The 16,801-nt window shown below is 47.0% G+C and carries 18 protein-coding genes; 15 read left to right on the forward strand and 3 right to left on the reverse strand.

Annotated elements, in window-relative coordinates; genetic code table 11:
- The first annotated feature begins 5 nt into the window (after nucleotides 1–5).
- From FHW36_RS10845 to FHW36_RS10885, 10 genes are all read left to right on the forward strand, one after another.
- The gene (locus tag FHW36_RS10845) at nucleotides 6–749 is read left to right on the forward strand and encodes an ABC transporter ATP-binding protein (RefSeq protein WP_145667142.1); all 744 of its coding nucleotides are present in this window, start codon (nucleotides 6–8) and stop codon (nucleotides 747–749) included.
- Between the two features lie 10 nt (nucleotides 750–759).
- Nucleotides 760–1,866, forward strand: coding sequence for an ABC transporter permease (locus FHW36_RS10850; protein ID WP_145667146.1), 1,107 nt, complete (start codon nucleotides 760–762; stop codon nucleotides 1,864–1,866).
- Nucleotides 1,863–2,978, forward strand: coding sequence for an ABC transporter permease (locus FHW36_RS10855; protein ID WP_145667148.1), 1,116 nt, complete (start codon nucleotides 1,863–1,865; stop codon nucleotides 2,976–2,978). Before FHW36_RS10850 ends, FHW36_RS10855 begins: the two co-directional genes overlap by 4 nt.
- A 210-nt stretch (nucleotides 2,979–3,188) precedes the next feature.
- Nucleotides 3,189–4,592, forward strand: coding sequence for a 3-isopropylmalate dehydratase large subunit (gene leuC / locus FHW36_RS10860; protein ID WP_145667151.1), 1,404 nt, complete (start codon nucleotides 3,189–3,191; stop codon nucleotides 4,590–4,592).
- A gap of 48 nt (nucleotides 4,593–4,640) precedes the next feature.
- Nucleotides 4,641–5,237 carry a 3-isopropylmalate dehydratase small subunit gene (leuD, locus tag FHW36_RS10865; RefSeq protein ID WP_145667154.1) on the forward strand — a complete coding sequence of 199 codons (597 nt, stop codon included), beginning with the start codon at nucleotides 4,641–4,643 and terminating at the stop codon, nucleotides 5,235–5,237.
- Between the two features lie 14 nt (nucleotides 5,238–5,251).
- Nucleotides 5,252–6,778 carry an alpha-isopropylmalate synthase regulatory domain-containing protein gene (locus tag FHW36_RS10870; protein WP_246121129.1) on the forward strand — a complete coding sequence of 509 codons (1,527 nt, stop codon included), beginning with the start codon at nucleotides 5,252–5,254 and terminating at the stop codon, nucleotides 6,776–6,778.
- 18 nt (nucleotides 6,779–6,796) lie between these two features.
- On the forward strand, nucleotides 6,797–7,870 hold the full coding sequence (gene leuB / locus FHW36_RS10875) for a 3-isopropylmalate dehydrogenase (RefSeq protein WP_145667156.1): 1,074 nt from the start codon (nucleotides 6,797–6,799) through the stop codon (nucleotides 7,868–7,870).
- A 165-nt stretch (nucleotides 7,871–8,035) separates the two neighbouring features.
- Complete coding sequence (locus FHW36_RS30680; protein WP_222429039.1) at nucleotides 8,036–8,173, forward strand: DUF1801 domain-containing protein; 138 nt, start codon at nucleotides 8,036–8,038, stop codon at nucleotides 8,171–8,173.
- Between the two features lie 53 nt (nucleotides 8,174–8,226).
- A complete protein-coding gene (locus FHW36_RS30685; protein ID WP_222429040.1) occupies nucleotides 8,227–8,379 on the forward strand; it encodes a hypothetical protein in 153 nt (50 codons plus the stop codon).
- 12 nt (nucleotides 8,380–8,391) lie between these two features.
- The gene (locus tag FHW36_RS10885) at nucleotides 8,392–8,961 is read left to right on the forward strand and encodes a dihydrofolate reductase family protein (RefSeq protein ID WP_145667159.1); all 570 of its coding nucleotides are present in this window, start codon (nucleotides 8,392–8,394) and stop codon (nucleotides 8,959–8,961) included.
- 30 nt (nucleotides 8,962–8,991) lie between these two features.
- Here FHW36_RS10885 and FHW36_RS10890 read toward each other — a convergent pair whose 3' ends face one another.
- Nucleotides 8,992–9,327: a hypothetical protein gene (locus tag FHW36_RS10890; protein ID WP_186452385.1), complete on the reverse strand. Its 336-nt coding sequence runs from the start codon at nucleotides 9,325–9,327 to the stop codon at nucleotides 8,992–8,994.
- A 344-nt stretch (nucleotides 9,328–9,671) separates the two neighbouring features.
- Between FHW36_RS10890 and FHW36_RS10895 the strand changes: the two genes are divergently transcribed.
- Both FHW36_RS10895 and FHW36_RS10900 read left to right on the forward strand, forming a co-directional pair.
- Nucleotides 9,672–12,119: an outer membrane beta-barrel protein gene (locus tag FHW36_RS10895; protein ID WP_145667168.1), complete on the forward strand. Its 2,448-nt coding sequence runs from the start codon at nucleotides 9,672–9,674 to the stop codon at nucleotides 12,117–12,119.
- A 19-nt stretch (nucleotides 12,120–12,138) separates the two neighbouring features.
- Nucleotides 12,139–12,624, forward strand: a complete 486-nt coding sequence (locus tag FHW36_RS10900; protein ID WP_145667175.1) for a MarR family winged helix-turn-helix transcriptional regulator — start codon at nucleotides 12,139–12,141, stop codon at nucleotides 12,622–12,624.
- Between the two features lie 31 nt (nucleotides 12,625–12,655).
- Here the strand turns inward: FHW36_RS10900 and FHW36_RS10905 are convergent, their stop codons facing one another.
- A complete protein-coding gene (locus tag FHW36_RS10905; RefSeq protein WP_145667179.1) occupies nucleotides 12,656–13,312 on the reverse strand; it encodes an RNA polymerase sigma factor in 657 nt (218 codons plus the stop codon).
- Nucleotides 13,313–13,451: 139 nt separating this feature from the next.
- Between FHW36_RS10905 and FHW36_RS10910 the strand changes: the two genes are divergently transcribed.
- Together FHW36_RS10910 and FHW36_RS10915 are read left to right on the forward strand one after the other, a co-directional pair.
- On the forward strand, nucleotides 13,452–13,823 hold the full coding sequence (locus FHW36_RS10910) for a hypothetical protein (protein WP_145667182.1): 372 nt from the start codon (nucleotides 13,452–13,454) through the stop codon (nucleotides 13,821–13,823).
- 54 nt (nucleotides 13,824–13,877) lie between these two features.
- The gene (locus tag FHW36_RS10915; protein ID WP_145667185.1) at nucleotides 13,878–14,201 is read left to right on the forward strand and encodes a hypothetical protein; all 324 of its coding nucleotides are present in this window, start codon (nucleotides 13,878–13,880) and stop codon (nucleotides 14,199–14,201) included.
- Nucleotides 14,202–14,252: 51 nt separating this feature from the next.
- Here the strand turns inward: FHW36_RS10915 and FHW36_RS10920 are convergent, their stop codons facing one another.
- Complete coding sequence (locus FHW36_RS10920) at nucleotides 14,253–15,374, reverse strand: hypothetical protein (protein ID WP_145667188.1); 1,122 nt, start codon at nucleotides 15,372–15,374, stop codon at nucleotides 14,253–14,255.
- Between the two features lie 150 nt (nucleotides 15,375–15,524).
- On the opposite strand from FHW36_RS10920, the gene FHW36_RS10925 reads away from it, so the two are divergent.
- Nucleotides 15,525–16,799, forward strand: coding sequence for a Na+/H+ antiporter (locus tag FHW36_RS10925; RefSeq protein WP_145667191.1), 1,275 nt, complete (start codon nucleotides 15,525–15,527; stop codon nucleotides 16,797–16,799).
- Nucleotides 16,800–16,801 lie beyond the last annotated feature (2 nt).

Consider the following 16,801-nt stretch of genomic DNA (forward strand, 5'->3'; position numbering starts at 1 on the left):
ATAGCATGGCAGAGCAAGTAATTGTATGTAAAGAGCTGACCAAGCGTTTTGGCGACTTTTATGCCGTCAACAAAATTTCCTTCGAGGTAAATAAGGGAGAAATATTCGGCTTCCTGGGCGCCAATGGCGCAGGCAAAACCACGGCTATGCGGATTTTGTGCGGACTGTCGCATCCCAGTTCCGGAGAGGCGCAGGTGGCTGGATATGATGTATACCAACAAGCCGAGTCCATCAAAAAAAATATCGGTTACATGAGCCAGAAATTTTCGCTCTATGAAAACCTGACAGTAGCCGAAAATATTGAATTCTTCGGAGGCGTGTACCGCGTGCCTGCTGCGGAGATACGGGAGCGCAGCGATGCCTTGCTGCAAAAGCTGGGGCTTACCGGCGAAGCCAAAAAGCTCGTAGGGGCCTTGCCGTTAGGCTGGAAACAAAAGCTGGCTTTTTCCGTGGCCATCTTTCACCGGCCCCGGATTGTATTTCTCGATGAGCCTACCGGCGGGGTGGATCCGGTCACCCGGCGGCAGTTCTGGGACATGATCTATGAAGCTGCCGCATCGGGCATTACCGTATTTGTAACCACGCACTATATGGACGAAGCCGAGTATTGCGACCGGGTAACCATTATGGTGGATGGTAAAGTGGAAGCGCTGGATGCGCCATCTCGGCTGAAAGCGCAATTCAATGCCAATAATATGGATGACGTATTTTATCAGCTGGCCCGCGGCGCCAAAAGATCCGGCGATTAAAAAATCAGGTATGAAACAGTTTTTTGCATTCATCCGGAAAGAGTTTTTCCACGTATTCCGTGACAGGCGCACCTTGCTGATCATGTTTGGCTTGCCGGTAGCGCAGATTGTGCTGTTTGGCTTTGCCCTCACCAGCGAGGTAAAAGATATTACGCTGACCGTGATTGATCAATCGCATGATGTGAATTCGCAACAGCTGGTCAGCAAAATAAAATCCTCTTCCTATTTCGTGGTAACCGAGGCAGCTCCCGGTTTCAACGATATTGCCGGTGCATTTAAAAATGGTACGGCCAAATGTGCGCTCATTTTCCCTGATAATTTTGGCAGCGACCTGCAACACCGTGGCCGGGCGCCTTTGCAGATCATCACCGACGGTTCCGATCCCAATACCGCCAAAACGGTGGTCAACTACCTTACAGCTATCACCACTGCCTACCAACAGGAAATCAATCCGGGCAAGCCCCTGCCCTACCTGATTATACCGGAGCCGCGAATGTTGTATAATGAAGAAGGCAACGGCTCCCTGAATTTCATTCCCGGTGTAATGGCCCTGGTGCTTATGATTGTGTGCACGGCGCTTACCTCCGTTTCCGTTGTCAGGGAAAAAGAGCTGGGCACCATGGAAATCTTGCTGGTATCGCCTTTCCGGCCGCTGATGGTATTGATTGCCAAAGCAATTCCTTACCTGATCTTATCGTTGCTCAATTTTATCCTCATCCTGGTGCTGGCGGTGTTTGTGCTGAACGTAGGGATCAAAGGCAGTATTGTACTGCTTTTCCTGGAAAGCATGCTGTTTATTATTACCTGTCTTTCGTTTGGGCTGATGATCTCCAATACCACCAATTCCCAGCAAACGGCGTTGCTGCTGTCGATGATGGGGATGATGATTCCCACGATGATCTTTACGGGGTTTATGTTCCCGCTGGAAAATATGCCCGGGGTGTTCCAGGTCATTGCTAACCTGGTGCCGGCGCACTGGTATTTCCTCATTATAAAAGCGGTGATGTTGAAGGGACTGGGATTTAAGTACATCTGGAAAGAAACGCTGGTGCTATTAGGGATGACCCTATTGCTGCTCACTATTGCCCTCAAAAACTTTAAAACCCGGTTGTCATGAGCGTACTGCGTTATTTACTGAAGAAGGAGTTCCGCCAGATTTTCCGGGATAAAACGATCCTGGCGATGATGTTTGCCATGCCTACCATACAGCTTATTATCCTGCCGCTGGCCATGAACTTTGACGTAAAACAGGTAAACCTGGCTGTGGTAGACAATGACCATAGCAGTTATTCCCGGCAGCTGGTCAATAGTATCGGGGCCTCCGGCTATTTCCGGATGGTGGCTGCCGCCCCGTCGTTTCCGGCGGCGTTGCAGTATATAGAGCGGGAAAGGGCCGACCTGGTGCTGGAAATCCCGGCGGGCTTCGAGCGCAACCTGGTCAGGGAAGGCCAACAGAAAGTAGGAATTTCCATCGACGCCATTAACGGCACCAAGGCCACCATTGGCGGCAACTACCTGCTCACTGCCATCGGTGATTTCAATAAAGACCTGCCGGTCAATACCAATGCCAGGCTGGCGCCTGCGGCGGGACTCATCGATCTTACCTGGTCGAACTGGTATAATCCGCTGGCCATTTACAAATTTTACGTGGTACCGGCTGTACTGGTATTACTGCTCACGTTGATCGGTGGATTTATGTCGGCGCTCAATATTGTACGGGAAAAAGAAGTGGGCACTATCGAGCAGATCAATGTAACGCCTATACGAAAATGGGAATTTATACTGGGCAAGCTGATACCCTTCTGGCTAATGGGGTTGATTGTATTTACGCTGGGTTTATTAGTCGCCTGGGGCGTGTATGGCATCTGGCCGGTGGGTAGTTTTGCCTTGCTTTACCTGTTTGCCGCCATTTACCTGGTAGCGTTGCTGGGATTTGGCTTGCTGGTATCTACCTATACGAGCAACCAGTTGCAGGCTATGTTTGTGGCATTTTTCTTTATGATGATCTTTATGCTGATGAGTGGCCTCTTTACGTCGGTAGACAGTATGCCTCCCTGGGCCCGGCTCATCGCCAACCTAACCCCTATTACCCATTTTATCAAGGTAATGCGGATGATCGTACTCAAAGGCAGCGGCTTCGTGGATGTGCAGCAGGAGTTTGGGTACCTGGTCGTGTTTGCGCTGATTTTAAATGGCTGGGCGATTCTTAACTACCGGAAAACCAGTTAATCGCGACTATCTTTTTTCTTTCCAACTATTTTTTCAAGAATTTACAATTATCTGACTATCAACAAAATACAAGGCAGAACGGGCTCAAGCGCCCATCCAGAGCCCTTATTTGTGGCCTTTTATGGGTAATCCTTAGAAAAAACATTGAAATAAAACAGATTTTATGAATAAATTTGAACAATTAAGTAGCTACTTTTAAAATTTTAAAAAATGAGCAATAAACCCGCTACCTTATTTGACAAAGTATGGGATTCACATGTTGTGAGGAAAATTGAAGATGGTCCGGATGTATTTTTTATCGACCGCCACTTTATTCATGAAGTAACCAGTCCAGTGGCTTTCCTGGGAATGGAAGGCCGGGGTTTAAAGGTAATGTTTCCAGAAAAGACCTTTGCTACAGCTGATCACAATACGCCAACGATCAACCAGCATTTGCCGGTACAGGATCCGCTTTCTGCCAACCAGCTGAAGGCGTTGGAAACCAATTCCAATAAATATGGTATTTCCCACTGGGGCCTGGGTAATCCCAAGAATGGTATCGTGCACGTGGTAGGCCCGGAAAACGGGATCACCTTACCGGGTATGACCATCGTTTGTGGCGACTCCCACACCTCCACCCATGGCGCTTTTGGTGCAATTGCCTTTGGTATTGGTACCTCTGAAGTTGAGATGGTATTATCTTCCCAATGCATTATGCAGCCGAAGCCTAAAAAAATGCGTATCAATGTAACAGGCAAGCTGGGTAAGGGTATTACTCCTAAAGACGTTACACTCTATATTATATCTAAACTCACTGCAGCCGGTGCTACCGGTTACTTTGTAGAATATGCCGGTGAAGTATTCGAAAACATGAGTATGGAAGGTCGTATGACCGTGTGCAATATGAGTATTGAAATGGGCGCCCGCGGTGGTATGATTGCCCCGGACGAAACCACTTTCAATTATATTAAAGGCCGTGAAAAAGCGCCACAGGGAGCCGCCTGGGACAAAGCCCTCGCGTACTGGAAAACGCTGAAAACAGATGAAGGCGCTACCTTCGATGTTGAGCACACCTATGCTGCCGCTGATATTGAACCCATGATCACTTATGGTACCAACCCGGGTATGGGTATGGGCATCACCCATCATATTCCTTCCGCACTGGCAGGCGACAGCAAAGCCAGCTACGAGAAGTCGCTGCAATACATGGGCTTCCATGAAGAAGATGCCATGCTGGGCAAACAAGTAGACTATGTATTTATTGGTAGCTGTACCAATGGCCGTATTGAAGATTTCCGCGCCTTTGCCTCTATCGTAAAAGGAAGAAAGAAAGCCGAACATGTTACCGCCTGGATCGTACCGGGTTCTCATATTGTAGAACAACAGATCAAAGACGAAGGTATCCTGGACATCCTCACCGAAGCTGGCTTCCAGCTGCGTCAGCCCGGATGCTCCGCCTGCCTGGCCATGAACGATGATAAGGTTCCTGCCGGCAAATATGCCGTGAGCACCAGCAACCGGAACTTTGAAGGCAGACAGGGACCCGGCTCCCGCACCATGCTGGCCAGCCCACTGGTAGCGGCAGCAGCAGCGGTAACCGGCGTAGTTACCGACCCGAGAGAGCTGATGGCTTAATCGTACCGGCACCTTTTTTCCAATCATTCAACAAACGACAACTTAACAATGGCTTACGATAAATTCACTATACTGAAAAGTTCTGCGGTACCCATGCCTATTGAAAACGTGGATACTGACCAGATCATTCCTGCACGTTTCTTAAAAGCCACCGAGCGCAAAGGCTTTGGCGACAACCTGTTTCGCGACTGGCGCTATGAAACAGACGGCACTCCTAAAAAGGATTTCGTTTTAAACAATCCTATCTACTCCGGTAAGATACTGGTGGCTGGTAAAAACTTCGGTAGTGGTAGCAGCCGCGAGCACGCCGCCTGGGCGATCTACGACTATGGATTCCGTTGTGTAGTGTCCAGCTTCTTTGCCGATATCTTCAAAAACAACTCCCTCAACATCGGCATATTACCTGTACAGGTAAGTCCCGAATTCCTGGATAAAATATTTACCGCCATCGAGGCTGATCCCAAAGCAGAAATAGAAGTAAACCTCGCTACACAAACCATCACCATTACAGCCACTGGCGCCAGCGAGTCTTTTGCCATCAACGGTTATAAAAAACATAACATGATGAACGGCTTCGATGATATTGATTACTTACAGGCCATGAAAGAAGATATCAAAGTCTTCGCAGAAAAGAGCCTGTACTAAAACATTGCAAAACGATGATGCCAGCGAACCAGCGCCATGTTGAAATAATGGATACTACCCTGCGTGATGGGGAACAAACCAATGGCGTATCTTTTTCACCCTCGGAGAAATTAACCATTGCACAGCTTTTACTGACAGAAGTAAAGGTAGACCGGATTGAAATTGCTTCGGCCCGTGTTTCCGAAGGCGAATTTGCAGCCGTGAAAGCCATTACCAAATGGGCAAAGGCAAACGGCTTCATTCAGAAAGTAGAAGTATTAACTTTTGTTGACGGCGACGTATCGGTGGAATGGATGCTGAAAGCCGGCGCCAAAGTCATGAACCTGCTCACCAAAGGTTCCCTGAATCATTTAACCCACCAGTTAAAGAAAAAACCAGCGGAACACTTTGCGGAAGTAGCCGCCGTAATTGCACTGGCCCGGAAAAAAGGGTTGGATTGCAATATCTACCTGGAAGACTGGAGCAATGGTATGCGTAATTCGCGGGAGTATGTTTTTCAATACCTCGACTTCTTACAAAAGCAGCCGGTAAAGCGGATCATGCTGCCCGACACCCTCGGCGTACTGACGCCCGATGAAGTGAAGGAGTTTATAACGGCCATCGTTACACGCTACCCGGATATTCATTTCGATTTTCATGCGCACAACGATTACGACCTGGGTACGGCCAACGTACTGGAAGGCGTAAAAGCAGGCGCCCATGGCATCCACCTGACCATCAACGGTATGGGGGAAAGAGCGGGAAATGCCTCGCTGGCCAGCGCCATCGCCGTGTTGCACGATTTCTTACCGGAAGTAAAAACCAGCGTAGCCGAAACATCGCTTTATACCGTGAGTAAGCTGGTAGAAACATTTTCCGGGTTCCGCATACCGGTCAACAAACCGATCGTAGGCGAAAATGTGTTTACCCAAACAGCCGGTATCCACGCTGACGGTGATAAAAAGAATAAGCTCTACTTCAGCGACCTGATGCCCGAGCGTTTCGGTCGTCAGCGTAAATACGCCCTGGGTAAAACCAGCGGCAAAGCCAATATCGAAAACAATCTTCAGCAACTGGGCATTAAGCTGTCGGATCCCGATCTAAAAAAAGTAACACAGCGCATCATTGAACTGGGCGACCGCAAAGAAATGCTGACGCAGGCCGACCTGCCCTACATCATTTCCGATGTACTGGACAGCAACCGGATACAGGAAAAGGTGAATATAGAAAGCTATGTACTCACCCATGCCAAGAACCTCAACCCTTCTGCCACCGTCAAAATATCGATACAGGGAGAAGTATTTGAAGAACATGCGCAGGGTGACGGACAATACGATGCCTTTATGAATGCCGTTAAAAAGGTGTACAAAAAGCTGAAGCTGGAACTGCCTTCCCTGGCCGATTATGCCGTACGCATTCCTCCCGGCGGGAAAACAGATGCGCTTTGTGAAACTGTGATCACCTGGAGTCACCGTAACAAAGAATTCAAGACGCGGGGACTGGACAGCGACCAGACGGTGTCCGCTATTAAAGCGACCCAGAAAATGCTGAACTTAATTTAAACTTTCAATAACAACTGAATGGCAACCAAGCATATTTTAATTGTTCCTGGTGATGGAATCGGACAGGAAGTAACCGCAGTAGGAAAAAAAGTACTGGATAAAATCGCAGCAAAGTTCGGGCATACCTTTACTTATGATGAAGCGCTGATAGGTCATGTGGCGATAGAAGCTACCGGCAATCCATTGCCGGATGAATCGCTGGAGAAGATGAGAAAATCAGACGCCGTATTATTCGGCGCGGTGGGTCACCCGAAATACGACAACGATCCATCTGCCAAAGTAAGACCTGAACAGGGTTTGCTGAAGATGCGCAAAGAACTCGGATTATATGCCAACCTCCGTCCCATCAAGCTGTTTGATGAACTGCTGGGCGCTTCCAGTATCAAGCCTGAAATATTAAAAGGCGCCGATATCCTGTTTTTCCGTGAGCTCACCGGTGATATATATTTTGGGGAGAAGGGAAGAAAAAACGATGGCGATACCGCTTACGACATTGCCGAATACAGTCGCTATGAAGTAGAACGTATTGCCCGCAAAGCATTTGAAGCTGCCCGTACCCGTCGTAAAAAGCTCTGCTCCGTAGATAAGGCCAACGTTATTGAAACCTCCCGCCTGTGGAGAGAAGTGATCCAGAAGATTGCGCCTGAATATCCAGACGTAGAAGTAGAACACCAGTTTGTAGATGCTACCGCAATGCTGCTGATCAAAGATCCGCGCCGCTTTGACGTAGTAGTTACCGCCAACCTGTTTGGCGACATCCTCACCGATGAGGCTTCCCAGATAGCAGGTTCCATGGGCATGCTGGCTTCCGCCTCCGTAGGTGATGGCACCGGCGTATACGAGCCTATTCACGGTTCCGCGCACGACATCACAGGTAAAGGCGTGGCTAATCCACTGGCCTCTATCTTATCTGCCGCCCTGCTGCTCGATATCTCCTTTGGAATGAAAGCAGAATCCGAAGCGGTGATCAACGCGGTAGACCAGGTGCTGAAAGCAGGTTTCCGTACCCGGGATATTGCAGATCAACAAACCCCGGCCGACAAAATACTGGGCACCGAAGCTATGGGTGCAGAAGTAATGAAACATCTCTAAGTAATACTGACATATGCACAAAAGCCCTTCGCCTTCAGCGGGGGGCTTTTGTTATTTTGCATTTGACGCAATCGCCCCCATAAATGTCTTAATCGCACCTCTCGCATGTAACTTTTCCGGAGTAAGTTTGTTTTGTTATCTACCACGCAATAAAAACTACCTAATATGAACCCGGAAGTAACACAATACATTGAAAAGCTGAGCCCCTGGCAGGTGACTGTATCGGACAACCTGCGTAAAATGATCCTGAAAGCTATTCCCGACGCAGAAGAACGCCTCCAATACGGCAAACCACCTACCTGAAGAATGGGCACTATGCTGCCGTTATTGCGGCCGCTAAAGCCAAAGTTTCATTCATGATCTTCAACGCCATGGAGCTGCCGGAAGTAAAGGGTTACTTCGCTCCTACCACCAGTCCCGACCGGAAAATCGCCACTATTACAGAAGGATTGACGGTAGATTATAAACAATTGGAAACATGGTTAAAAAAAGCCAGTAAATCACTCTAAAAAAACAAGTATATGAGAAAGATAGTTTCTTTCATGCACATCAGCCTGGATGGCCTTATTGCCGGTCCTAACGGAGAAATGGACTGGATCCGTGTGAACGATGAAATATTCGATTATGCAGGAGATCGTACCAACAACTCCGACACTGTCCTATATGGCCGGGTTACCTATGATATGATGGAAGGCTACTGGCCTACTGCTGCCGATAAACCGAATCCCAGCAAACATGATATTGAACACAGTACCTGGTATAAACAGGTGGATAAAGTAGTACTGTCACGTACCATGAATGGCCAGCAACGGGATAAAACCACCATCATTCATGACGATGTTGAAAAACAAATCCTGGCCATTAAAGAAAAACCCGGAAAAGAAATTATCATATTCGGTAGCCCACGTGCCACGCAAACTTTGATGCAATATGGCCTGGTAGATGAATTCTGGCTTTTTGTAAACCCGGTACTACTGGGCAAAGGAATTGCACTGTTCAAAGATGTCCCCGGAAAAGTATCGTTGAAATTGCTGAAGAGCCACGCGTTTTCTTCTGGCGTGGTATGCCTCCACTACGAAACAGTAAAATAAGAAAGGCGGCAATTTATCTTGCCGCCTTTCTTATTTTATATCTGCAATGTCTGTACTTCCCTTGTAGACATATATCTTAACCGGTCGTGCACTTTTCCGGGCATGTTTCAAAAAACTCATGTACATATTACTGGACACTCGCACCAGGATGAATTTAAACGTCCCCTTGTAATTCTTGAAGCTGATAACCACCACGTTCTCTTTTTCCAGGGTGATCGTGTCGGGCACAAAGCTACCCAGGAAAATCACTTCCCTCGTTTCCTTGTTCGGTGACGGATCATTCTTCTTCCTGCATGACACACCGAGTAATATCATTACTGATAACAATGACCATAGCCACAGCTGGATGTGTAATTTTTTCATCATCAGTATATAGGTAATAATTGACAGTACCTGGTTTGATTTAACCAACCTGGTTGACTAACCCAAACAGCCATCGTCAACCAGTTATTAAAAATATATAAAACCTTTGTAAAATGACGAAAAAGTTTGTGTTGATAAACACGGGTAATAAAACGAAAGTTTAACAAAAGAAACAAGGGCGAATCTTACTTGCCACTCCCGGCAAATAGCGCTGAAGGAAATCCCCTACCACTCCTATCATAAAAAATACTCCGTAAGCAGTAACATTTACCGCATATGTAAATACCAACCTAAATTGTCCAAAAATATCTCAAACGCCCTAATTTTACCTCTATAAAGACTCCAAAATGAAAAAGAAACAGGCCTATTTTTTTGTGCTCTTTATTTTAGTAACTACTTACATAAATAAAAGCTATGCACAGGCAAAACCTGCAACTTCTGCCATTAACGGCCGCATCATCTCAGCGGATAACGCACCCGTAAAGGATGTACTGGTACAACTTCGCCAGGCAACTGATAAAAAATTGCTGAAGATGGAATACACGGACAGCACCGGTAACTTCCGGTTTGATAAAATTCCCGACGGCAATTACCAGGTGACGACACAAAGCATGCTGTTTACCCCGTATGAATCGGCTACCTTCCGCCATGAAGGCTCTACACGGCTAGCGGCCATTTCGCTGCAATTGCAGTCTAAGCAGCTCAAAGAGGCAACGGTTACGGCCAGCAAACCATTTGTACAACAACAATACGATAAAACGGTTATCAATGTGGCCAGTTCCATTTCAGCGGCCGGCAGTACAGCATTGGAAGTCCTGGAAAAATCGCCGGGCATTACCATCGATCAGAATGATAATATAGCCATGCGCGGACGCCAGGGGGTGCTGGTGATGATAGATGGCAAACAGGTACCCATGTCGGGACCAGAACTGGCCACCATGCTAAGGAGCATGTCGGCTAACCAAATAGAAACCATCGACCTGATTACTAACCCCTCTTCAAAATATGACGCAGCCGGCAACGCCGGTATTATTGATATCCGGTTAAAGAAAGACAATAAATCCGGTACCAATGGGAATATATCATTGAGCTACGGACAGGGAAAATATCCAAAGGTGAACCCCGCCCTCACTTTCAACAGTAAATATCATCGCCTGAATATTTTTGGCGCCTACAACTACAACTACCGGCAGGAACTCAATGCGTTAACCATCTATCGCCAGTTTTATAACGCGGACAATCAGTATACCGGCGGCACCAACTACGACAACCGGTTCCGGTTTAACGCCGGTAGTCACAACGCCAGGATTGGAGCCGACTATAATATCAGCAAAAACATTGTGGCGGGGTTTGTGGCCAACGGTATTTTCAATAACATGCGCATCTTTACCAACAGCCCCGCACAATCGCTGGATGCAGCCGGACAGCCTGCCGGCACCTTTATCACTACCGGTACCAATACACCGCGCCGTAATAATCGCAGTATTAATTTCAACTATAAGCACACCCTCGATACCAGTGGCCGGCAACTTACCGCCGATCTCGATTATGCCCGCTTTAATGCCAGCCAGGCACAGTATTATACCACCCGTTTTTTTGATAATCATCAGCTTGAAAATAAAAGCCCCTACGAACTTTTTGGTGATTTGCAGGGCGACCTGAGCATACGGTCCGTAAAAGCAGATTATACCCAGCGATTAAAAGCCCTGGGGGCTCGGCTGGATGCCGGCGTTAAAAGCAGCTGGATAAAAACAGACAACGATGTCCGGTTCTTCGACAGGAGTAATGGTGGTAACGTATTAGATAAAGGCAAGAGCAACCGGTTTATTTACAAGGAAAATATTAATGCCGCCTATATCAATGTTGCCAAAAAATGGAAACGCTGGGATACGCAACTGGGGCTGAGAGTAGAAAACACCAACGCCGATGGCCTGCAGGTAACAGACAGCACGGCCTTTACCCGCCATTATACACAACTGTTTCCCAGTGGCTATCTCGGTTATGCCATTAATGCCAATAACGACCTGGGTATTACAGTAAGCCGGCGCATTGAACGTCCCTCCTACCGGCAGCTGAATCCTTTTAAAATATTCCTGGACCCGTATACCTATGAAGCCGGTAATCCGTACTTGTTGCCGGAACTTACCACTTCCACAGAACTAACGTATACCTTTAAGCAACAGTATACCGCCAAAATCGGTTACAGCCGCACGAAAGACAATATCATTGAGGTATTGTCGCCCGACACAGTAGCAGGTTCCGTTATTCAAACGGGTCGTAACCTGGCGGTATATGACTACTACAACATGAGTGTCAGTTTCCCTGCCAGCATAGCGAAATGGCTTAGCAGTACCAACACTGTATTAGTGTTCTATGGCCGGTATAAAGGCAACCTAGTAAATACCCACCTGGATGTGAGCCGGGTGGCGGTGGAACTTAACTCAGTCAATACGGTGACCATCAACCCGTTGACCAGCTTGGAGATTACGGGTAGTTACAATAGCCGGTCCTACTATGGGTTCCTGGATGTGAAAGGATATTGGTTCATGAATATTGGCGCACAGCGGCAGCTGTGGAACCGAAAAGCATCTGTCAAATTAAATGTCAGCGATATTTTCCTGACCAATCAAACCAACGCCGTTACACGACTGGCGGGTTATGGCGAAACCTTTCATCAACGCCGGGATACGCGGGTAATGACCTTCACGTTCAATTATCGTTTTGGCAGCAACGGTGGAAATAGTAATGCCCGGAAAACCGGTGGTGCGGAAGAAGAAAAGCGAAGGGCAGGATAAAAATTTATACATTTAGTGCATGAATTTAGTTAATGAACTGGAGGAGCTGGCGCTGGCTACCCGCCTAAAGCGGCTGGGAGAACGTTTATCCGCAGACGTTAGCCAGATATATAAGGAGTCGGCGCTGGACTTTGAAGCCAGGTGGTACCTGGTACTGGAGTTGCTCAGCCGGCAAAAGCAGCTGGGTATTACAGAAATTGCTGCCATGCTGCAACTCAGCCATCCGGCGGTGGTGCAGTTTGTAGAGCAGATGACAGAAAATGGACTAATTAAAACAGCGCCGGATCGCAAAGATGCCCGGAGGCGGCTGGTGTCATTAACGCCGGCGGGTAAACAGATGCATAAAAAGATAGCGCCGTTGCTCGAAGTGATTAAGGAGGAAAACAAGAAATGGCTGACAGCCGCCAGTGCCGACTTGTTGCAAGTGCTGACTGAGCTGGAGCAGTCGCTGGATGAGAGAAGTATGTACAAACGGATCAAGGTGAGCCTGATAGAAAATTCCTGATGGCGAGCCCTGATCCGTTTGCGGATATGGTCTAAATACCCAGTTGATTCATTACCTTGTTCACGATGCGGTCGCAACGGATCAAATGGAATGGGAATACCAGGTCATTTTTATAATACTCAGAAATTTTACCACGCAGGATCAATTTTGCCCTTAGTAGTCTCACCTTAACATTTACCGACGAAATCTGCAGGACTTGCGCGGTTTCGGCGTTACTGAGCTGTTCAATTTCCCTCATAACAAATACCACCCTGTATTTCTCGGGTACTTGCATCAGGGCATGTTCCAGCGCCTCGCCTAGTTCTTTATCAATTACTCTTGCCACCGGGGATTCTTTTGTTTCGGTCATACCGGCCGAATGGTATTCATCAATTACAGATATATCTTCCCTGACCCCACGTTTTCTTTTCTTCAATTGCTGATTACATTCATTAATCATGATTCGTTTCAGCCAGGTGCCAAAGGCAGCCTCCTGCCGGAAAGAGCTAAGATGCTGATATGCATTGATATAAGCTGTCTGCATGACATCTTCTACGTCTGCATCGTTGTTGAGGATAGTCATTCCTATCCGGAACATGCTCGGATTATGCCGGCGCATCAGCTGTTCAAATAGCTTTTTTTCTCCTGCCAGGATCTTATTGATTATTTCGTTATCAATTTCCCTGTCTGTTAATGAGATTGTGGTCATTATATCTTATTGGATGATGAAAGTTGAGAAAAGTTACAAAATTTTTTTTCTCTTTTTTGTAACCCTGGAAACAATTTGTACTCTAATTAACAGGAGCCGGTCTTAAACCGGTCAGAATGCGAACTTAAAAACCGAAGTCATGGCAACTGTTAATCAACTCCAGCGCACGCTACAGGCTACTTATGGGATTGTTCCCATTATTGCAGGGTTGGATAAATTCACTAATATCCTCACTGACTGGTCTGCTTACTTGTCGCCTGCCGTAAAAGGAATGCTTCCGTTTGATGCCCTGGTTTTCATGAAAATAGTGGGTGTTATTGAAATTGTAGCTGGTTTACTGGTATTCTTCCGTCCTCTTTTTGGTGCCTGGTTAGTGATGGTATGGCTGATTTGTATTGCCCTGGAATTAATTACTACCGGACAATACTTTGACGTAGCCGTCAGAGACCTGGTAATGGCTATAGGAGCCTATACCCTGGCGCAACTGACTAAAAATAAAAGTTTAGCATAGTACTTTATAACCCGCATCCGTTTACTATTATTAACCGTTCAAGTAACTCAGCCAATGCATAAGAGCAAAGTATTTAACCTGCAGGGCATCAAAATGCCGGAATTAACGCACGAGCGTATCCAGGAACTGAAACTAACACCCAAAGGCAAGATGATCCTTAATACCGATATGGAAGCATTCCCATCTTTACTTAAAATGATGGAAACATCCCTGGTGGAGCAACTCGCCCAGTATGAATTGATGATCCGTAACAGCCAGGACGCTATTAAACGTAAAATGAAACTGCTGGAAATGTTGGATGACCACCTGTATTGGGAGTTTGCCTACCATATGATGTTCATCAAATGGCGGGAGCAAGAATTACTTAAAGCTTCCTGATGAGGGCAGGAAGGTCTGCCTTTTCAGACCTTCCCAGCCCGGCCAGCTGGCCTATTTTCGCAATAATTTTATCTGCGCTTGTTGCTCATCTACCCTTTTATTCAACTGGATGATATAGAGGGTGAGTTCTTCTACTTTTTTTAGCAGCAGCCTGTTCATTTCACCTAAGTCCTGTCCGTTTTCCATTACTTCTTTGGCAGAAGGAACTTCGGGAAGATGTTGGCGGGTGGTTACAAACTGCTCCAGGGATGCTATTGATGGCAATGAATAATCAGCAGTAAACACATCATCAGGCCAGTTATTATACGCTTTCACCACTACACGGGTAAATACACCCGCACCATTTACTGCCAGTTTATAACCTTTCGTATCAGGTGTACCTATGCCTATATTGCCGTTGGCCTTTATAACAAAAAGATTGTCAGTATTATTGTTAACGGTGAATACGTTATTATTCAGGAGTTTCCGCTGTTGTATATTTTTGGATAAACCAGTTATCGTTACCGCCCCCACGTTGGGTTGGTCTGCCAGTGGTACAATATCTTCTGATTCGCCGAGCATATATAATCCGTAGCCACGGCCATGGGACCAGGCACGGCCACGCAGGGTGGGAATATAGTCGGTGTCGGCTCCGGCAGCATTGTAGATCACCATTTCTCCATCTCCCCCGGTATTATCCACCTGTGTATATTTCGCTAACACGATGCCATAGGGCGCCGCCACATGGAACCTGGCAGCCGGTTTTTGGACCCCCACGCTGATATTCCCACCGGAAGTGATCCGCATTCTCTCTATCGGCCCGCTTACTGACCCGGTGGTATGAAAGGTTAAATCCATCCCTTGTACCAGCGCAGCATTTGCCTGGTAAATATTTATTCTTTCCGCCCGGATACGCGCGCCAATGAGGCCGGGCGTCACATCTCTCCACCCGTGAAAATCAATGTTGTAAGCACCACCGGTAGGCGCCCACAATGGAACATTCTGATTGCCGGGATCTCCGCTCCGGCCAATATCCAGCACCGGGATACTACTATCCATCGCCAACTTGGTGAATTGTGCATTGTAACGTTTAATGGAATCTTGCGCGATACTTACCTGCGCCAGCAACAAACAGGCCACTACAGCCAGATACCTCATAGGATGATCCATAAAGATCAGGGATACTTTCTTCATACTTTATATTATTATATCAACAGCATACCAGGTGAAGGGAGGGGGCTTGTCAACAAACAATTCCTTTCTTTGCAATGATAAAAATAAATTCCTAACCTACAAATATCTTTCTAAAAAAACCTACCTTATATCTTTGCAGTAAATCATACCATGGAGCTCTATAGCATTGTTATCTTCATATTGGCTATTATGATCATCTTATCTGCGATGGCAGATAAGATGAAGTTGCCTTACCCGGTGTTGCTGATCAGCGCCGGTATTGGCATTGGCTTTATACCGGCGTTGCCCGATATTTCACTGAACCCCGATGTAGTGTTCCTTATTTTCCTGCCGCCCCTTTTATACGACGCGGCGTTTAATATTTCGCCGCAGGAATTCAAAACCAATTTTAATACGATTGGCACCCTCGCCATCGGGCTTGTCTTTTTAACGGCAGCGGCTATCGCGGTGGTGGCGCATTACTTAATTCCTGGTATGACCTGGCCTTTGGCCTTTGTATTGGGTGCTATCCTCTCTGCTACCGATGCCGTAGCCGCTATGAGCATTACCAAAGGACTGGGCCTTTCCCATAAAACCATTACTATCCTTGAAGGTGAAAGTCTTATCAACGATGCCTCTGCCCTGGTAACCTATCGTTTTGCTATTGCCGCGGCCATGGGTACGGCCTTCGTGTTCTGGAAAGCATCGCTGGAATTTATTGTGCTGATGGCGGGCGGCGTACTGGTGGGACTTGCCATCGGCAAGCTATTACATATAATCCTGAAAGTGGTGCATAAAAACGACCTGGTAACCATCAGCTTTATGCTCCTGATGCCCTTTGTTACTTACCTGCTGGCGGAAGAGCTGCATGTATCGGGTGTGATTGCCGTAGTCGTACTGGGCCTCATGACCGCGAGGATCAGCAACCGTGCCTTTCCGGAAAAGTTAAAACAACAATCCCGTGCCATCTGGGACATTATTATTTTCCTGCTCAATGGGCTCATTTTTATATTGATAGGATTACAGTTTCCCTATATTATTAAAGACATCCCTGCCGATATGATATTTCCCTACATCGGCTATGGGATTATAATTACCCTGGTAGCGCTGGTGCTACGCATGGCCCGTATCTTCACCCAACAGCTCAACCTGGAGCAGGCCTTTAAGAAAGGTAAAGGCAGGATCACAGAAAATGCGTTGCTGGATTTTAAGAATAGCCTGATTATCGGCTGGTCGGGCATGCGGGGCATTGTTTCCCTGGCTATCGCCATTGGGCTGCCTATGACGTTGGGAGATAACAAATCATTCCCGGAAAGAAATGCTATCGTATTTATTTCCGTGGTAGTGGTGTTGTTTACCCTGATCGTACAAGGTATTTCCCTGCCATGGATTGTAAAGGCGGTGAAGCTGCCAGGTACACATCCGAAGAAATTACATAGTGCATAACA

This window comes from Chitinophaga polysaccharea (genome assembly GCF_007829335.1).
Classification (GTDB): domain Bacteria; phylum Bacteroidota; class Bacteroidia; order Chitinophagales; family Chitinophagaceae; genus Chitinophaga; species Chitinophaga polysaccharea_B.